Origin of the sequence: Pseudoalteromonas sp. SG43-8, from assembly GCF_014164245.1 — a bacterium.
GTDB classification, from domain to species: Bacteria; Pseudomonadota; Gammaproteobacteria; order Enterobacterales; family Alteromonadaceae; genus Pseudoalteromonas; species Pseudoalteromonas distincta.
In genome coordinates, this window is record NZ_JACJEX010000002.1 from 25,850 (window position 1) to 43,201 (window position 17,352).

Sequence of the window (17,352 nt, forward strand, 5' to 3'; positions counted from 1 at the left end):
AGATGGTTCCATGGCACGCGGTGTGAACAAAGTAATTTTGGTTGGTAATTTAGGGCAAGATCCTGAAGTTCGTTATATGCCTAACGGCAACGGTGTAGCAAATATTACCCTAGCAACTTCGGATAGCTATAAAGATAAGAACACTGGCCAAATGGTTGATAAAACTGAGTGGCACCGTGTTGTATTTTTTGGCAAGTTAGCTGAAATTGTTGGTGAATATTGTCGTAAAGGTTCACAAATTTATGTTGAAGGTAAACTTCAAACACGTAAGTGGACCGATCAACAAGGCCAAGAAAAGTACACTACAGAAATAGTTGTAGATGGCTTTACTGGTCAAATGCAAATGTTAGGCGCACGTGGTGGCGATCAACAAAGTGGTGGTTACCAAGGTAATCAATCACAAGGTGGGCAACAAGGTGGTGGTTACCAAGGTAATCAAGCGCAAAGTGCTCAACAAAGCGGTGGTTACGGTCAAAATAATCAAGGCCAAAATAACCAGCAACAAGGTGGTTATGCTCCACAACAGCAAGCAGCACCTGCAGCGCAACCTCAGTCAGCGCCTGCACCACAACAAAATAATCAATACCAAAAACCGCAAGGCGGCTTTGCACCACAACAAAATAGTGCACCGCAGCAGCAAGGTGGTTTCGCTCCTAAACCACAAAGTGCTCCGCAAGGTGGTGCATCAAACCCAATGGAACCAACCATTGATTTTGATGACGATATCCCGTTCTAGCACACAGTTAAACTAAGATTGTAAGAATAAATAGATTACTTACACCTTTTACACTAAACCCAGTATTCGTACTGGGTTTTTTATGCGTATTGCGCTGTGATGATAATCCAAAAACTATCAATATAAGACCTCATTAGGCTGTAAAGTGAAATAGTATTGTTGGTAATGTTAAATTGCAGTAAGTTTTATCTTGTATTTAATTGATATATATATCGTTAATACTTACCATTAAACTACTTTCCCCTGATTACACAATGAGAAACATGAAAACTAATATCTTATTTTTATTTCTTGTTTTTCAATTCTTGAGCCCTAGTTCACACGCTCAAACTCCTTCAGACGTTACTCATATTTTATTTATAAATTCAACAAATCAAGATATGCCTTGGTATAAAAGTGTTGAGCTTGGACTGCGTACAGAGCTTAAAAAACGTTCTTTTAGTTATGAACTATTTGTCGAAAATATGGATGTAAATCGCTTTGATGAAGTTAATCAAAAGCAGTTAATGAAAGACTACCTCAAACAAAAATATAAAAATAAGCACATCGATATCATCGTTACTCAGTCGCCTTCTGCAGCGACGTTACTATCTCAATTAGACGATTTTTTTATAAATGCTCCACGAATATACTTAGAGCCAGGCGCCCAGTTTAATCTACCAAAAAAGACCAGCGGAGCTGTGATCCAAGCTAAATTAGATTATGCGCAAGCAACAGCAAATGCTGTTAATTTAATGAAACCTAAAAAATTGATCGTAATTTTAGATACAAAAAACGATATTGGTATGAGCTTTCATCGAGGACTATTTTCGGTTATTAACCGTGATTTTTCGTATTTAAATGTAGAAAAGTGGTTTGATCTTCCATTACCAGAATTACTCACCAGAGTAAGAAATGCCCCAGCGGATTCGATTATTTTATTTACCCCCATTTTTAGGCGTTACGATAATAAATCACTTAGTCCTTATCAGCTAGTAGAGCGATTAACTGAAGAAAGTCCGGCGCCAGTGTTTAGCTATTGGGAAGTACTATTAGGCTCAGGTGTTGTTGGTGGGTATGTATTGTCGGGTGAAAAAATAGGTAAACGTATTGCCGATTCAATAGTTTTTTATAATGAAAATAAAGCGTTAAATGAAATTGGTGGTGAAGGGCTTAGTACATACTCATATGATTGGCGACAATTAAGTAAGTTTAATATTGCTCCGCAAAGCTTGCCAGAAGAGTCAATTATCTCTTATTACGAGCCAACTTACTTTGAGAAAAATAAAATATTAATTTACAGCGCTACTGTAATTATTTTTATTCTTAGCAGTTTTTTAGTTTTTGTTTTGTTTTTAAACCAACGCCGCATTCAACTTTTAAAAGAGCTTGATGAAGAAAAGCAAAGATTAGAGTCGCGCGTTGAAGAGCGCACTGAAGAGCTTTTGCACGCCAAGGAGGAAGCTGAGCATCTGACATCCGCTAAGTCTGAGTTTTTAGCAAATATGAGTCATGAGATTAGAACCCCTATGAGTGGGATTATTGGTTTGACTAATATTTTGCTCGAAAAAGGTTTACCTGGTGAGTATGGGCATTATTTAGATAAAATTAAATATTCCTCAGATCAACTCCTGGTGGTTATTAACGATATTTTAGACTTTTCAAAAATTGAGTCTGGAAACATTAACCTTGAAGAATTTCCTTTTTCTGTAAATTCGGTTGTTGATTATGTCAAAGCAACCTTCAATGAATTGGCCCAAAGTAAAGGAGTCACATTTGATATTGTCATTGATGAGACAGTTAAGCTGGACTTAATCGGCGATGTAGTGCGAATAAATCAGGTGCTGTTAAATTTATGCTCTAACGCAATTAAATTCACCCCTCACGGCACTGTATCGGTTTTAATTGAGTCAAGAAAGTTATTAGACGATCCGCAAAGTGTTTGCTTATATTTTACAGTTAAAGACTCAGGTATTGGCATCGCTGAGGATAATCTTAGCAATTTATTTGAATCATTTACTCAGGCAGATAGTTCTACAACTAGGAAGTTTGGTGGTACAGGGTTAGGTTTAACAATTAGTAAGCGTTTATGCCAATTGATGGGTGGTGATATAACGGTACACAGCACTCAAGGTGTGGGTAGTGAGTTTGTAGCTTCGGTGGAAGTTAAATTGAACAACCAAGCATTGATTGATGATACGCCTAACCTAATCTTTACTGATCCGTTTGATGTATTAATTATAGATGATAATGAAGAGGACCTTAAAGTAATTGAAAATCAGCTTACAGCTATGGGTTTAGCATGTACTACGTGCTCGTCTGCTAAGCAAGCTATTGATATTATTGAACAGAATAAAGAAAAATTCAAAGTCATTATTGTAGATTGGATAATGCCAGCGATGAGTAGTGAAACATTTTTAACGCGTATTTATAATATTAATCCCCAGCTTTGCAGTAATATAATTGTACTTACAAGGGATCATGAGGTTTTACTTAATGATGTGGCTAACAAAATAAATATAAACACAATTTTGCAAAAACCTGTTTATTCGAGTGTCTTGTATGAGCAGGTGAAAAGTAGAGTAGTCGGCTCTTTTCATGAAGTGCCTAAAGTAAATGCTGTGAGTGAACAGTCGCTGGCGGGTATTAGAGTATTAGTTGTGGAAGACAATTCAATCAATCGACTCATAGTTACCAACATACTAGAAAATAGCGGCGCTCAGGTTTACTTAGTTGATAATGGATTAGAGTGTATCCAAACAGTAAAATTAGAGCCGTTTGATATAATTTTAATGGATATTCATATGCCTATCATGGACGGTGTTGAGGCGACTCAAATTATTCGTAATGATAGTGATGAAACTATCGCAAATATTCCAATAATTGCCTTAACAGCTAATGTTATGAAAGATGATATTACACGATACTTATCCATTGGCATGAATGCCCATGTTGCAAAACCCATTAAAACGCAAAAACTACGTGAAACTATAATTCGCTGTTTAAATAAATAGTTGCGCTATACAAATAATTTAATGTTTTTATCAAATACCTACCGCAATCTCTTCCATTGGCTTGAGCCGATTTTTTAATAACTTAAAAAATTTATAAAATAGAATTTGACTAACGTGCTTTGTATGTGAAATTTCATACATTCGATTTTTCGCATATTCACTTGGCAAAGGTTGAGTTATAAATGTTAGAAGTTAATGGGTTACCAAATACAAATAAAACACACAGTGTTGTTCCATACACTAAAAATTTTAATGTTAGTTTTTCTGAGCACAAACCTAAAATTTTATTGTTGTATGGATCATTAAGAGCGCGTTCTTATAGCAAGTTGGTAATAGAGGAGAGTGCACGTTTATTAACGTATTTTGGTGCTGAGGTTAAAATTTTTAATCCTGAAGGTTTACCTCAAACTGATAGTGAAGATGAATCACACCCTAAAGTACAAGAGTTACGAGATTTAATGCTTTGTCGATGGCTTTCATCTATTTACAGAATAAAGGGCATAGCTGTTTATTTTTGTAAGCTCTCGTTTATTTGAGTGTTTTTTGTTTAGTGCTATTAATAAAAGTTTAAACTTTGTTTGCAACCTTGTGCTTCTATAGATATTGAACAACACTTTAGTTATTAATATAACGAGTGGCAGGCTATGCAAAAGAGTAAACTCTGGCTTTTAAAGTACTTCAAAGGTATCTCTTTTGTTCTGTTTCTGGTGATACTTATTAGTTTTAATTTCATTTTAAATGATGCATTACATCAAAAAGCACATGTTTCTGGGCAGCAGTTTGTTAAGCGTGTTTACGAATTAAATTTATCCCCCTCTATAAATAATGAAGTGTTGGTCGCATTAGCTAAAAATGAAGGCTTTAAGTTAGAGGTGCAAAATTCTTCAGATCACTTTAGGAACTTAGTCAATTTAGAACGCGGAGTTTTTACTTTTAAAACGTTAAGTTTGAGCCTTTATCACTATCCAGTGTGGGTAACACAAAGCTACTTATTTATATTCTTAAATCTGATTATATTAGGCGCTGCTAATTGGTCTTATCGCTGGTGGAGCCTGTTAAAAGTAAACCGTAAAGTAATGCTTAAAAATACAGTTATACAGCCGACTAAAATTATTCAACAAAGGCATAAAAATACTCAACTAATCGCACAGACAAAAAAATGTGATTTAAGTTCTTTGTATGGAGTTAATACTGCATCACATAACTTATTTTTACTTATTAAGTGTGATTGTAGCTTTAATAAAAAAACGGATATAGAAGCCAATTTTAAAGTCTTAATTACTAAAAAATTAGCCGAACTTAAAGGTGTGTCGGTAAAAATACTAAACTCTAATTACTTAGCGGTTACCTTACCAAACATTTCTATTAGCGAGTTGAATAGCTACGTTGAAAAGCTTCATAAAAATGTGTTTTTTATATGTCAAAATCATCAACAAAATATTACTCATAAAAATATTAAAATAGGTGCGTGTGATTATCAATTAGGCGCTGAACAAGTGGCGGTTTATAAGTTAGCAAAATCAGCACTCGTATTATCACAAAGCAGCCTATTGCAGCATTGCCACCGTTTAACGTTAAATAACTGCCAAGAAAAACACCTCTCTAGCAAACAGGTTATAGAAAACATTAAAAAGAATAAATTTATATTATTCTTTCAGCCTGTATTTGAACTCTCTAGTGGAGATATCCTGCAGCATGAAGCTCTTATTCGGGTTAGGCATAGCCAACTTGGTTTACTGGCCGCTCGTTATTTTATTAAACAGGTTTATAGTGATCAAGACGCTTTAATATTAGATAAAACTGTAATAACACAAGTCAAAAAGCTAATGCACAGTGAGTCTTCGGCTTTAACCGTTAGTGTAAATCTACACCCTAAAAATTGGTTTAATACTGTATTTTGGGAGTGGTTAGCCAATCAAATGGCAGAGCTTAAGTTAAATACTAAATTACAATTTGAAATAAGTGAGGCAGAATTTTTTACTTATAGGGAGTCGATAACTAATGCGCTTAATGTTATTAAAAAAGGGCATTCACATATTGTGATTGATAATGTAAAAAGCAGTGAGAAAGTAGCCATGCTAGTTGATTATAACCAAGTATGTGGGCTTAAGTTATCATACGAACTGGTTCATTTATTAAATGAAAAAACTCAAAATCAAAAGAAAATAAAAAAGATAGTCGAAGCCGCTAGTCTTTTAAATCTACCCGTATACGCGGTGGGCGTAGAGACTCAAAAAGAGCTACTTACGCTTACCAAATTGGGAGTGGTAGGGGCTCAAGGTTTTTACTTTTCAGAGCCGCTTCAAGAGTTTACGCAAGCGGTATTTAATTAAGGTCTAAATTAACCCTCTATATTTAAGCCCATTTAAGCCTTGAAGCCCGCCGGTATGAACAGCAATAATTTCACTCCCAGATGGGAAATAATCTTGCTCAATAAGCTGCCACAATGCATACATCATTTTTCCGCTATAAATAGGCTCAAGTGGCAGATTATAAGTGTGACTCATGTCTTGGCAAAACTGCCATAACTCAGGTGAAAACTTACCATAGCCACCATCATGAAACTCTGTGAGTAACTGCCAGTTAGTTTGGTTATTAGCTTTAGCGCTCAGCTTTTTTATTTCTTCATTTAAATATTCAGCTTGTTTTAATACCGCTATACCAATAACTTGTGTTGTTGAAGCACTGCCTTCTATTAGTCCAGCAAGCGTGCCACCACTACCTGTAGGACAAACTAAGTAGTTATGTTCGGGTAAGCTTTGTACTAACTCTTGACACCCTAATAAAGCATGTTCATTTGTGCCACCTTCAGGGATGATATAAGCGTTTGGAAAACGCTCTTGCAGAGCATTAAGGTATTCAGTCTCGTGACGTTTTCGATACTCTATACGATTAACAACATGTAGGTTCATACCACAATGTTTTGCAAACTGAATTGTCGGATTGTTGTTATCAAGTTCTGGCCCGCGGATAATTGCATGAGTTGTTATATTAAATTCTTTTCCCGCAGCTGCGCAGGCGTGAATATGGTTTGAAAATGCACCACCAAAAGTCAGAAGTTCTGTCTTATTTATCTTTCGCATGTACGCTAAATTATATTTTAATTTACGCCATTTATTGCCACTTATTAACGGATGAAGCAAATCATCACGTTTTACACCTAAATAAATATTTCTCTTTTTTAGAAACGTTGTATCTATTTGTTGAATATGGTTATTTTCTTTTATTTTGAATGATTTATGCATATTTATTAGTTTTCAACTTGGCAAAATAATTAAAATGTACGACACTTGGTTAATACATAATTAACAATAGTAGCTATATGAAAGAAAAGCTGTTTTCTTGGTTAAATCGTAGTTTAGATCCTAATACAGCTATTGGTGTTGCAACGTATGCAGATACTGTTAACGCAGTATGTTTAAAAAAACAACGCGACCAATGGATGGTTCACAGTTCTCACAGTGTAAATGTGTCTGAGCAAACCGATTATACCGCTGCAATTGTTGCTTGTACAAATGAGGTTTCTACTGATATTTGTGCCGTTAATTTAGTCATACCGCACTACTTTTATCAAATAGTGCAAATGGATAAACCAAACCTTAGTGATGAAGAAATCATTCAGTCACTCCCTTGGACTACAAAAGATTTAGTTGATATAGCGCCTGAAAATATTGTGGCTGACTTTATCGATTATCCAATAACATTACCGATGCAAAGCAGCAAAATGAATGTGTTTATTACGAATAAGCTGCAACTACTTCCGTTTATAGACAGTTTTGAACAAACTAAACCTGTTTTGCGTGCAATGACCTCTGAAGAAATGGTTTTAGTTACCTTGTTTGGCTCATACAAAGAGGCGCATATGCTGATTGTGCAACATGCTAATCATGAACCTCGAATCTTAATTATTCGTGATGGGCAATTAGTATTAGCTAGGCGATTAAATGGTTTTTTAGGCATTTCTGATAAAGATCAAAATCAAGAATTGGTAGAAGCGTTAGGATTAGAAATTCAGCGTTCTATGGACTTTTTTGAAAGCCAGCTCAAGCAACCACCAATTCGCAGCATTCAGTTACAGTGCGATGATTTATCTTCATTAACTCTTAGAGCAGGGCTTGCAGAGTTTTTACAAGTAAAAGTTGTAGATTTTGAGCCTAACTTAGAATTAGCGCAGCAATTAGAGCCAAATTTTTATTATGCGCTTGGGGCAGCCTATCAATTAACAGATCCTGAGTCTGTGCTATGAAAACCCGGATTAACTTTTATCAAAAAACCTTACGCGTACGGCGAGACCCAGTCCCTTTGTCTGGAATGATCACGTTGTGGTTAGGTGCGCTATTAATTATTGCAATCACGTGGGCTTTTTACAGTTATAAAACATATTCTAGTGAGCTTGATTTAGAACAAAATAGGCAATACCTCAAACAAGGAAAAGCTCAGTTAGAAGTTGTAAAACAGCAGTTAGCAGAGAAACAAAATAAAACACTCTTTATTAATGAGCTAAAAACACTTCAGCAAGAGGTTTTGCACAAGCAGCAAATATTTAGCTATTTAGAGCAAAGTTCAGAGCAGTCTGCAACCGACTACGCTCAGGTAATGCACGATTTAGCTAAGTATCATGAACCTAATATTTGGCTGACCCACATTAAGTTTGTAGGGCAAAGTGTGACGCTTCAAGGTCAAACATCGCAATCAAAATTCTTACCAATTTGGTTTGATAATTTAAAACAGTCGCCATTTTTTATTGATAAAGAGTTTTCAGTTTTAGAGTTATCTACGCAAGCAGGTGTGAGTGAATTTAATGTAGCGACAGACCTTAGTGATGAGGGCGATAAACCATGAGCCAAACAACAAGTAGCCAGAATAATAAAAATAAAGGTTGGCCATTATGGGTCAAATACCAAGCTCAGTTTGCATCGCTGCAAAAACGTGAGAAGTATTCCACCTTATTTGTTGGTTTGTTTATAGTGATTTACCTCGGTCTTTGGTTCGTTATTTTTCCACAGCAAGATGAAGTTGCCAACATACGTTCAAAGCACAATACAACGCTGCAAGAGTTACAGCAGATAAATGCGCAACTCTCCATGTTAAACCAAGCACTAAACTACGACTACACTAAGGTTTTACGCGGCCAAATTGCACAAACCAGAGATGAATTAGCCGAAATAAATAATCAACTTAATAGTTTTAGCCAAGGCTTTGTAGCTGCTAAAAATGTACCTGCCGTTTTAAAAGATTTGCTTGTAGATAGTAGCGACGTAAAAGTGAGTAGCTTTAATGTAAAACCAGCACGGGCTATCGATGTAGAAAAACTAGGTGAACATGATACGCAAACATTATTTTTTGAGCATCAGATGGTAGTTACTTTGCAAGGTAGCTACTTTAGCTTACAAAAATATTTAGCCGCATTAAAAAACAATCAAAATAAGTTATTAATACAAGAGTTTAGTTATCAGGTACTAGAGTACCCTCAAGCTGAACTCGTCCTACATATAGCTACAGTGAGCGCTAATGAAAAATTTATCGCGTTATAGTATTTGTACTTTGGCTCTTTACATTATTGCGCCGAGTGCGCTTGCGCAACTTCGCGATCCGACTCAGCCAAATATGTTTGTGAGTAACAATAGTCCAGTTAAGCAAAGTACAGAACTTAAATTGCAATCTATTATTAAAAACAGTACAGCATTTAAGGCCATTATTTCAGGCCATATTTATCGAGTTGGTGATGCTGTAGATGATTTTCGGGTGCTAAGCATTAACTCAAAACACGTTGTGCTAGCAAATGATGATAAACAAATAAAATTAGAATTATATGACTATGAAATTAAAAAATAATTTATCTCACCCGTGGCTTGTTCTCTTTTTGTTGCCTACGTTTTTAACGGCTTGCCATAGCTTTAAACCAGGTAAAGAGATTAAAACTCATATAGAGCAAGAGTTAGCAGAAAAACCAACAAAGCCTAAAGTCATTGCGCCTCTACAAATGCCAAGCGAACTTACACAAAGCTTATTGTCATCTATAAATAATGAGCAAACGATAAGTGATGATTTATCTATCAAGCGTTTTGATGTTGCTGCAAATGATGTTGAAATAGGCGCTTTTTTTGCAGGCTTAACAGACGATACTCCTTTTAGTGTTGCTGTACACCCAGAAGTAAATGGCACAATTAGTTTAAACCTAAAAAGCGTTACGTTTAACGAAGTCATTGCTGTTATTAAGCGTATGTACCCTTTAGATATTGTAAATGAAGGGCGAATTGTACAAGTATTACCAGCCAAAATGCGCACAGAAACGATACCTGTAAATTATTTGATGATGCAACGTCATGGTCAATCTACAGTGAGTGTTGTTGCTGGTGGGGTTAGTCAGTTTGCACAAAGTGGTAATGGATCGAGTAGTTCAAATTCAGGCAGTGGTAACCAACAAAATAGTAGCTCTGGTGGTGACAACCAAAGCTTAGATTTAAATGGTTCTCGAATCCAAACAATTAATAAAAATGATTTTTGGCAAGAATTAGAAGTTGCTCTTAAGTCCTTAATTGGCGCAGGCGATGGGCGCTATGTTGTTGCAAGCCCACAAGCTAGTTTGGTTACAGTAAATGCATTGCCCAGTGAAATTAGTCAGCTCAAAGAGTTTTTACGTCAAAGCCAAGAAAACCTGCAACGCCAAGTTATTCTAGAAGCAAAAATAATAGAAGTAACTTTAAAAGATGAGTATCAACAAGGAGTTAACTGGGAGCGTATAGCCAGTGGTTTAGAAGGTGGGATTTCGTTTGCTACAACAGCGGGTTCTACAATTAGTAATAGTATTTCGGCTGCAATTGGCGGAGCGTCATCGCTAACCATTCAAAAAGGTGACTTTAATGGGGTTATTAATTTGCTAGAAACCCAAGGCGATGTGCAAATGTTATCTAACCCTCGCGTTACGGCTACAAACAATCAAAAAGCAGTTATAAAAGTAGGGCAGGACGAATATTTTGTTACTAACGTATCAAGTACAACGGTAACAGGTACTGCTACAACCACCTCGCCTGAGATAGATTTAACACCGTTCTTTTCTGGTATTGCGCTTGATGTAACGCCGCAGATTGATAAGTATGGCTCAGTCATTTTACATGTTCATCCTTCAGTAACTGAGACAGAGGAGCAACTAAAGGTAATTACTTTGGACGATCAACGTTTTGAGTTACCTCTAGCGCAAAGCAACATTCGAGAGTCAGATACCGTTATTCGCGCTCAAAGTGGCGAAATAGTGGTTATTGGTGGCTTGATGCAAACGTCAACTCAGGATGAAGAATCTAAAACACCGGTGCTGGGTGATATCCCGCTATTTGGCAATTTATTCAAAAGTATTCGTAAACGCCAAGAGAAAAAAGAACTGATTATCTTAATTAAACCAACCGTTGTTATGCCCGACACTTGGAAAAAACAACAAGGTGAAAGCCGTCAGCTTTTAAAAACATGGTATGAAAACTAACTATGTATTTAAGCTTTTTTAATTTAAGTGAAATGCCTTTCACGTTAACCCCTAACACACAATTTTTTTGTGCACTTGAGCCGCACCACGAAGCGATGCAAGTGCTAACAACAGCCATTGAAATGGGGGAGGGGTTTATTAAGGTTACCGGTGAAGTTGGGACAGGTAAAACGTTGCTTTGTAGAAAACTATTAAATCAACTTGAGCCAGATTACATTGTGGCCTATTTACCTAACTCTTATTTAAGCCCAGAAGAGCTTAGATGGGCGATTGCAATTGAGCTGGGCATGGATGTAGATAAAGCATTGGACCAACAAGCACTAGGGCAGCTTATAAATCATCATTTACTCGACTTACAAGAAGACAATGAGCGCGTAGTACTTTTGATAGATGAAGCGCAATGCTTGAGCTGGGAGACTCTAGAAGCGCTTAGATTATTTACAAACTTAGAAACAGAAAGCGAAAAGCTGATTCAAGTAGTGCTATTTGGACAACCAGAACTTGATGAAAAACTGGCAAATAATAAAGTAAGGCAGTTACGCCAGCGTATCAGTTTTTCGTATAAATTAAGGGCGATGACTGGCGCAGAGGTTGTTTATTATATTAATCATCGCTTACAAATTGCAGGGTTTAATCGGCCTCCTTTATTTAATAATAGTATGGGGCTTAAGATTGCCAGAGCAAGCCGTGGTATTCCTAGATTAGTTAATATTTTATGCCACAAAGCACTATTACAAGCGTACGGTGAAGGATTAAATACAATAACAAATCGCCATATTCAGCTTGCCATAAAAGATACTGAAGACTGCGCAAAATACCGGACAGGCCAATATTGGAGTTACAGCGCGTTAATGTTTAGTGTTTTAGTTGTTGCTGCCATATGGGTTTGGAGGCAGTGGTTATGAGCGTTATAAATAATATGCTTAAAAATATTGAGCAACGTGAAGCTAAGCAAGTAAGTATTCAAGAAGGTGTAAGCGTAAAGCCAATATATGATGTAAGAAACATTGTATTTAAAGCCGTAATTTTACTTATTATGCTAAGTGTCATTTTTTTAGCATACCTGTATTTACCTATCGCCGACAAAAAAGAGACCCAACGTGAGGCTGTGTTACCAAAGCAAAAAATGGTCGCGGTTATAACCTCTAATTTATCTGACTCCCAAGATGAAAACAGTCCTGCAGAACCTATGGTTGAGCAAGAAGCTGTAAAGGCAGTTATGCCTATTGAGCAAATAAAGCCAAAAGTGAATGATTTAGCTGAACCCAAGTTGAGTGAAGCTACATTATTAGTTTCTCAGCCAATAGTTGAGCCGGTTGTAATTGCCGAGGTTAAACAAAGCTCTGCACTAGCTAATAATAAAGAGTTAACCGCTAGTGAAGTTACTGTGAGTAAGCCAAAAATTACGCCAGTGACTAAAGCTAAGCCTCAAAATACTATGTTTAAAAGCGTGGCAGAAGCTAAGTCGCCACAGGCTTTATTGGTTGAGCAATTAGCGGCAGCTAAGCAGGCAATACAGTTTGGCTTATACAACGAAGCTATAAGTGATTTGAACGTGATTTTAGCGCAATCGCCTTTACATGTTGAGGCTCGAAACTTACTGGCTGCAACTTACTTTAAACAACAAGATATAAATTCTGCACAGCAGGTTTTGCAAGCGGGTATTCGCCAAAATCCTAGTGTGCTTGAATGGCGTGTAATGCTAAGCAAAATACTTATTATGCAACAACAGTATGAAGAGGTATTGCTGCTTTTAAGTGATGAATTTGAGCCTCAAGCGAATCTTGATTTTTGGGTGCTGCAAGGGACTGCCGCGCAAAGTGCAAGTAAGCACCATAAAGCACTTGAAAGCTTTAAACATCTTACAAAGCTTCAGCCTAGTCAAGCCAAGTGGTGGCTTGCACTTGCAACCTCAAAAGATGCACTGGGAGAATATCTGGATGCTAAACAACTTTACAAAGTAGCTCTAGATTTAGGTGGATTAAATACTGTTATGACTCAGCATGCATTACAACGTTTAGTTGCGCTAAAGGAGGCCGTATGAGACCTAGTTTAAAAATGCGCTTAGGCGATTTACTTGTTCATGAACACATGATCACCGAAGCGCAACTAAGTGAAGCATTAAATGTTCAAGCAGCGACAGGTCGTAAATTAGGTTCGACACTTATTAGCCTTGAGCTTATTAGTGAGCCACAACTATTACGCTTTTTAGCGCAGCAATTACAGGTACCTTTTTTAGATATATCACAGCGAAAAATATCACATGATGTATCTAAGCTTTTATCTGAAGTATATGCGCGTCGTTACAGAGCATTAGTAATTGAAGATAATGGTGACTCTGTTTTGCTCGCGATGAGCGATCCTGCTGATTTAAGGAGCCTTGATCAACTTGCGACTATGCTTGCTCCTAAACGAATAGATTTAGCTGTTGTTCAAGAAAGCCAAATTATGGCTGCGTTTGACAACGTGTATCGCCGTACAGATGAAATTACCAATTTTGCAGCACAACTTCATGAAGAATATCAAGACGTAGAAGAGTTTGATTTAAATTCTTTAGGTGATGAGACATCAGATGCAACCGTTGTAAAGTTACTGCAATCAATATTTGAGGATGCAGTGCAAGTTCGTGCATCCGATATTCACATTGAGCCAGATGAAGGTTTGCTTCGCATTCGTCAACGTGTAGATGGCATATTACAAGAGCACACTCTTAACCAAGTAAAAATAGCATCGGCATTAGTGTTACGTTTAAAGCTTATGTCGGGATTAGATATATCTGAAAAACGCCTCCCTCAAGATGGCCGGTTTAATATAAAAGTACGCAGCCATAGTATTGATGTGCGTTTATCTACCATGCCGGTTCAGCATGGTGAGTCAGTTGTAATGCGCCTGCTTGACCAATCCGCAGGATTACTATCGTTAGATGAAACGGGTATGCCTGTACACATATTAAAACGTGTGCGCAGCATTATAAAACGTCCACATGGCATGGTTTTAGTTACCGGGCCAACAGGTTCGGGTAAAACAACCACACTATACGGTGCACTAAGTGAGCTGAATCAACAAGAAAGTAAAATTATTACAGTAGAGGATCCTGTTGAGTATCGTATCGGTCGTATTAACCAGGTACAAATAAATAATAAAATAGGGCTGAGCTTTGCCAGTATTTTACGGACCGCTTTAAGGCAAGATCCTGACATTATAATGGTTGGTGAAATGCGTGACCAAGAAACCGTAGATATTGGGTTAAGAGCCGCTTTAACAGGTCATCTTGTGTTATCAACGCTACATACTAATGATGCAATCACTAGTGCTATGCGGCTAATTGATATGGGGGCACCGGCTTACTTAGTGGCAAGTTCACTGCGCGCTATTATTGCCCAACGATTAGTAAGACGAATATGTAATGACTGTAGAGTACCGTACTTGCCAGATCATCAAGAAATAAGTTGGCTAAAATACTTAGGCGAAGATGTTACTGAAGCTCAATTCTCCAAAGGGCAAGGTTGCACAGCATGTAACCATAGTGGTTATAAAGGGCGTGTAGGTATTTTTGAGTTGCTCGAAATGGATGATGCAATGATGGATGCATTACGAGTTAACGACACGCAAGGTTTTGCAAAAGCCGCTAAAAATAGCGCGAATTTTTCGCAGCTCTCAACAATGGCATTAAACTACGCCAAGCAAGGTGTTACCTCTTTAGATGAAGTATTTAAAGTGGCTGAATATATCCCAGAAATAGTAGGGGATATTGATGCAACTATATAGCTACAAAGCTAAAGACAGCAAAGGTATGTTGGTTAAAGGGCAATTAGAAGCGAGTAACCAAGCTGGCGTAGCTGATAGTTTAATGAAGCGTCAATTTATACCAATATCAATCTCTTTAGTTGAAACAAAAAATAACATCAAAATTTTTGATAATTTATTTGTCGAAAAAATAACGCTAGACGACATGATTATGTTTTCTAGGCAAATGTATTCGCTATTAAAAGCGGGTATACCAATTATACGAGCAATGGTTGGGCTGGCAGATACAACGCAAAATAAAAAATTTAAAAGTGTACTAATAGAAGTTACCAAGCAGCTTGAGCAAGGCCGCGACTTATCCAGTGCAATGGCGATACATAACGAGGTATTTAGCCGTTTAACAGTATCAATGGTAATGGTTGGTGAAGGTTCTGGACGATTAGAAGATGCGTTTTATCAACTCGCTATTTATTTTGAGAAAGAACAAGAAACCCGAAAGCGTATAAAAGCAGCTATGCGCTACCCTACTTTTGTTATTTTGGCTCTAGTAGCGGCTATGATTATTTTGAATATTTTTGTTATTCCTACCTTTGCCAGTATGTTCGAAAAATTTGATGCTGAATTGCCATTAATGACTCAAATATTAATTGGCACTAGCAGCTTTTTTGTTAACTACTGGTGGTTATTATTGGTGATGGGTATTGGTTCTGTTTTTGCTTGGAGGCGTTATTTAAATACAGAGCCTGGACGCTTTAAGTGGGATCAATATAAATTAAAAATTCCATTTATTGGGGATATTTTAAAACGGACATTGCTTGCGCGCTACAGTCAAAGTTTAGCTATGGTATTGCGCTCCGGTGTGCCTATGACCACTGGTTTATCACTAACAGCGCATGCCGTAGATAACAGCTATATGGAAAAAGCGATTATTACTATGCGCCAAGATATAGAAAAAGGCGATAGCTTACTCAGAGCCTCAAAAAGTTCTCAGCTGTTTTCTCAGCTTGTATTACAGATGGTAGCGGTAGGTGAAGAAACGGGCCGGGTTGATGAGCTACTTCAAGAAGCTGCTGATTATTATGAGCGTGAAGTTGATTATGACTTACGAAGTTTAACCGCAAAAATAGAACCTATTTTAACTGTGTTTGTTGCCATTATGGTGCTGATTTTAGCATTGGGTATTTTTATGCCTATGTGGAACATGATGTCGGCAATCAAAGGGAATTAAAGTGAACACAACAATAACTTTCTCAAAAGGTTTCTCATTATTTGAGTTAGTTATTGTTGTTATTTTACTGGCAGTCATTTTGAGCTTTGCTATACCTCAATATATAGGTATTAAAAATCAAGCGCATAATGCAAGCGTTGACGCTATAGCAGGTAGTTTTTCATCAGCTGTTGGCATGGTTAGAGGTCAATGGGAGTTAGAAGGTAGGCCAAACAGCAGGTCAAACAAAACATTTGTTAACTATGCAGGGGTAATAGTTGGTGTTGATGGGACGTTAGGTACACCAACAAGCGATGAAACAGAAAAAAAAGATACTCGTGCAGAAGTTATAAATGCGAATAAATGTCGCCAAGTTTTAAATATAATTTTACAAGATGCACCCAGTAGTACGTTAAGTAATGAATTATCGATAATAAAAAGTGTAAGTTTTTTAGTTAGGTACAATGCAGAAAATACGCAATGCGTCTATTATTTAACTCACACCATTGATGTTAAAAGTATACCTACCAATACGGGGGAAATATCAGGTCTAACAGGTTTTTCATACTTTGCTAAAACAGGCAAAGTAAAAATATTTAAAAATTAAGTAATTAAAAAGAGGCTTATTTATGAAAACGCAATCGTTAAAAAGTTTACCAATGAATAAACAAGCAGGTTTTACACTTGTTGAATTGATCATCGTAATTGTTATTTTAGGCATTTTAGCTGTTACCGCAGCACCTCGTTTTTTAAATTTACAGGGTGACGCGAATGCTTCAACACTTGAAGGATTACAGGGCTCTATTCGCAGTGGTATGAATATTGTAAATGGCAAATCTATTATTGCTAGCAATCACAAAAAGGTATCGGCTAAAGTTACTGTAGATACAGGTGATGCAGTCGATACAGTTTATGGTTATCCAGCAGCAACAGAGGCTGCCTTTGAAGCCTTTTTAGATGTCGACTTTGCTGATGGTACTGCTGATGTAGATGGTACTGATGATACAGTGGATTCAAAAGACTTTAATATAGATACTGCTACAGCAAATAAAGCTATTATTTTTCCTAATAGTTATCTTGTAGGGGACGATTGCCGTATTGAATATACGGCAGCTACAAATTCGGGTGACGCAACAAGCTCTGTTGTTGTAGTGCCACCAGTAATAACACTTGTTACTACGGGTTGTTAATT

The 17,352-nt window shown here is 37.0% G+C and carries 15 protein-coding genes and 1 pseudogene; 15 read left to right on the plus strand and 1 reads right to left on the minus strand.

Features of this window, described 5'->3' with window-relative positions:
* Nucleotides 1–10: 10 nt before the first annotated feature.
* The 4 genes and pseudogenes from ssb (at nucleotide 11) to H5122_RS05330 (ending at nucleotide 6,062) form a co-directional block, all read left to right on the plus strand.
* A complete protein-coding gene (ssb, locus tag H5122_RS05315; protein WP_182682479.1) occupies nucleotides 11–736 on the plus strand; it encodes a single-stranded DNA-binding protein in 726 nt (241 codons plus the stop codon).
* 263 nt (nucleotides 737–999) lie between these two features.
* Entirely contained in the window at nucleotides 1,000–3,729 is a 2,730-nt protein-coding gene (locus tag H5122_RS05320; protein ID WP_182682480.1) for a response regulator, read from the plus strand.
* 182 nt (nucleotides 3,730–3,911) lie between these two features.
* Nucleotides 3,912–4,193: pseudogene (locus H5122_RS05325) on the plus strand (NADPH-dependent FMN reductase); the annotation flags it as partial.
* Nucleotides 4,194–4,373: 180 nt separating this feature from the next.
* The gene (locus H5122_RS05330) at nucleotides 4,374–6,062 is read left to right on the plus strand and encodes an EAL domain-containing protein (protein ID WP_182682481.1); all 1,689 of its coding nucleotides are present in this window, start codon (nucleotides 4,374–4,376) and stop codon (nucleotides 6,060–6,062) included.
* A 3-nt stretch (nucleotides 6,063–6,065) separates the two neighbouring features.
* On the opposite strand, the gene H5122_RS05335 is transcribed toward H5122_RS05330, so the two are convergent.
* A complete protein-coding gene (locus H5122_RS05335) occupies nucleotides 6,066–6,974 on the minus strand; it encodes a 1-aminocyclopropane-1-carboxylate deaminase/D-cysteine desulfhydrase (protein WP_182682482.1) in 909 nt (302 codons plus the stop codon).
* A 77-nt stretch (nucleotides 6,975–7,051) separates the two neighbouring features.
* On the opposite strand from H5122_RS05335, the gene H5122_RS05340 reads away from it, so the two are divergent.
* The 11 genes from H5122_RS05340 to H5122_RS05390 are packed head-to-tail and all read left to right on the plus strand — an operon-like array spanning nucleotide 7,052 to nucleotide 17,350.
* Nucleotides 7,052–7,975: an MSHA biogenesis protein MshI gene (locus H5122_RS05340; RefSeq protein ID WP_101163202.1), complete on the plus strand. Its 924-nt coding sequence runs from the start codon at nucleotides 7,052–7,054 to the stop codon at nucleotides 7,973–7,975.
* Nucleotides 7,972–8,571, plus strand: a complete 600-nt coding sequence (locus H5122_RS05345) for a PilN domain-containing protein (protein WP_223231636.1) — start codon at nucleotides 7,972–7,974, stop codon at nucleotides 8,569–8,571. Before H5122_RS05340 ends, H5122_RS05345 begins: the two co-directional genes overlap by 4 nt.
* A complete protein-coding gene (locus H5122_RS05350; protein ID WP_154904142.1) occupies nucleotides 8,568–9,263 on the plus strand; it encodes an agglutinin biogenesis protein MshJ in 696 nt (231 codons plus the stop codon). Before H5122_RS05345 ends, H5122_RS05350 begins: the two co-directional genes overlap by 4 nt.
* Nucleotides 9,241–9,564 (plus strand): agglutinin biogenesis protein MshK, encoded by a 324-nt coding sequence (locus H5122_RS05355; protein WP_182671040.1) that lies wholly within the window; start codon nucleotides 9,241–9,243, stop codon nucleotides 9,562–9,564. The genes H5122_RS05350 and H5122_RS05355 overlap by 23 nt, the downstream gene beginning before the upstream one ends.
* Entirely contained in the window at nucleotides 9,548–11,206 is a 1,659-nt protein-coding gene (gene mshL / locus H5122_RS05360; RefSeq protein WP_182671061.1) for a pilus (MSHA type) biogenesis protein MshL, read from the plus strand. The genes H5122_RS05355 and mshL overlap by 17 nt, the downstream gene beginning before the upstream one ends.
* A gap of 2 nt (nucleotides 11,207–11,208) precedes the next feature.
* A complete protein-coding gene (locus H5122_RS05365; protein WP_154904144.1) occupies nucleotides 11,209–12,111 on the plus strand; it encodes an ExeA family protein in 903 nt (300 codons plus the stop codon).
* Nucleotides 12,108–13,250, plus strand: a complete 1,143-nt coding sequence (locus H5122_RS05370; RefSeq protein ID WP_182671039.1) for a tetratricopeptide repeat protein — start codon at nucleotides 12,108–12,110, stop codon at nucleotides 13,248–13,250. Before H5122_RS05365 ends, H5122_RS05370 begins: the two co-directional genes overlap by 4 nt.
* Entirely contained in the window at nucleotides 13,247–14,974 is a 1,728-nt protein-coding gene (locus H5122_RS05375; RefSeq protein ID WP_182682483.1) for a GspE/PulE family protein, read from the plus strand. The genes H5122_RS05370 and H5122_RS05375 overlap by 4 nt, the downstream gene beginning before the upstream one ends.
* Nucleotides 14,961–16,181, plus strand: a complete 1,221-nt coding sequence (locus tag H5122_RS05380; protein WP_182682484.1) for a type II secretion system F family protein — start codon at nucleotides 14,961–14,963, stop codon at nucleotides 16,179–16,181. The genes H5122_RS05375 and H5122_RS05380 overlap by 14 nt, the downstream gene beginning before the upstream one ends.
* A gap of 1 nt (nucleotide 16,182) precedes the next feature.
* A complete protein-coding gene (locus tag H5122_RS05385; protein WP_039485772.1) occupies nucleotides 16,183–16,767 on the plus strand; it encodes a Tfp pilus assembly protein FimT/FimU in 585 nt (194 codons plus the stop codon).
* Nucleotides 16,768–16,789: 22 nt separating this feature from the next.
* The gene (locus H5122_RS05390) at nucleotides 16,790–17,350 is read left to right on the plus strand and encodes a prepilin-type N-terminal cleavage/methylation domain-containing protein (protein ID WP_182682485.1); all 561 of its coding nucleotides are present in this window, start codon (nucleotides 16,790–16,792) and stop codon (nucleotides 17,348–17,350) included.
* Nucleotides 17,351–17,352 lie beyond the last annotated feature (2 nt).

Coding starts and splice junctions, on each gene's coding strand:
- ssb (WP_182682479.1), top strand. CDS start 11: ATGGCACGCGGTGTGAACAAAGTAATTTTGGTTGGTAATTTAGGGCAA.
- H5122_RS05370 (WP_182671039.1), top strand. CDS start 12,108: ATGAGCGTTATAAATAATATGCTTAAAAATATTGAGCAACGTGAAGCT.
- mshL (WP_182671061.1), top strand. CDS start 9,548: ATGAAATTAAAAAATAATTTATCTCACCCGTGGCTTGTTCTCTTTTTG.
- H5122_RS05330 (WP_182682481.1), top strand. CDS start 4,374: ATGCAAAAGAGTAAACTCTGGCTTTTAAAGTACTTCAAAGGTATCTCT.
- H5122_RS05390 (WP_182682485.1), top strand. CDS start 16,790: ATGAAAACGCAATCGTTAAAAAGTTTACCAATGAATAAACAAGCAGGT.
- H5122_RS05345 (WP_223231636.1), top strand. CDS start 7,972: ATGAAAACCCGGATTAACTTTTATCAAAAAACCTTACGCGTACGGCGA.
- H5122_RS05350 (WP_154904142.1), top strand. CDS start 8,568: ATGAGCCAAACAACAAGTAGCCAGAATAATAAAAATAAAGGTTGGCCA.
- H5122_RS05355 (WP_182671040.1), top strand. CDS start 9,241: ATGAAAAATTTATCGCGTTATAGTATTTGTACTTTGGCTCTTTACATT.
- H5122_RS05335 (WP_182682482.1), bottom strand. CDS start 6,974: ATGCATAAATCATTCAAAATAAAAGAAAATAACCATATTCAACAAATA.
- H5122_RS05375 (WP_182682483.1), top strand. CDS start 13,247: ATGAGACCTAGTTTAAAAATGCGCTTAGGCGATTTACTTGTTCATGAA.
- H5122_RS05380 (WP_182682484.1), top strand. CDS start 14,961: ATGCAACTATATAGCTACAAAGCTAAAGACAGCAAAGGTATGTTGGTT.
- H5122_RS05365 (WP_154904144.1), top strand. CDS start 11,209: ATGTATTTAAGCTTTTTTAATTTAAGTGAAATGCCTTTCACGTTAACC.
- H5122_RS05340 (WP_101163202.1), top strand. CDS start 7,052: ATGAAAGAAAAGCTGTTTTCTTGGTTAAATCGTAGTTTAGATCCTAAT.
- H5122_RS05320 (WP_182682480.1), top strand. CDS start 1,000: ATGAAAACTAATATCTTATTTTTATTTCTTGTTTTTCAATTCTTGAGC.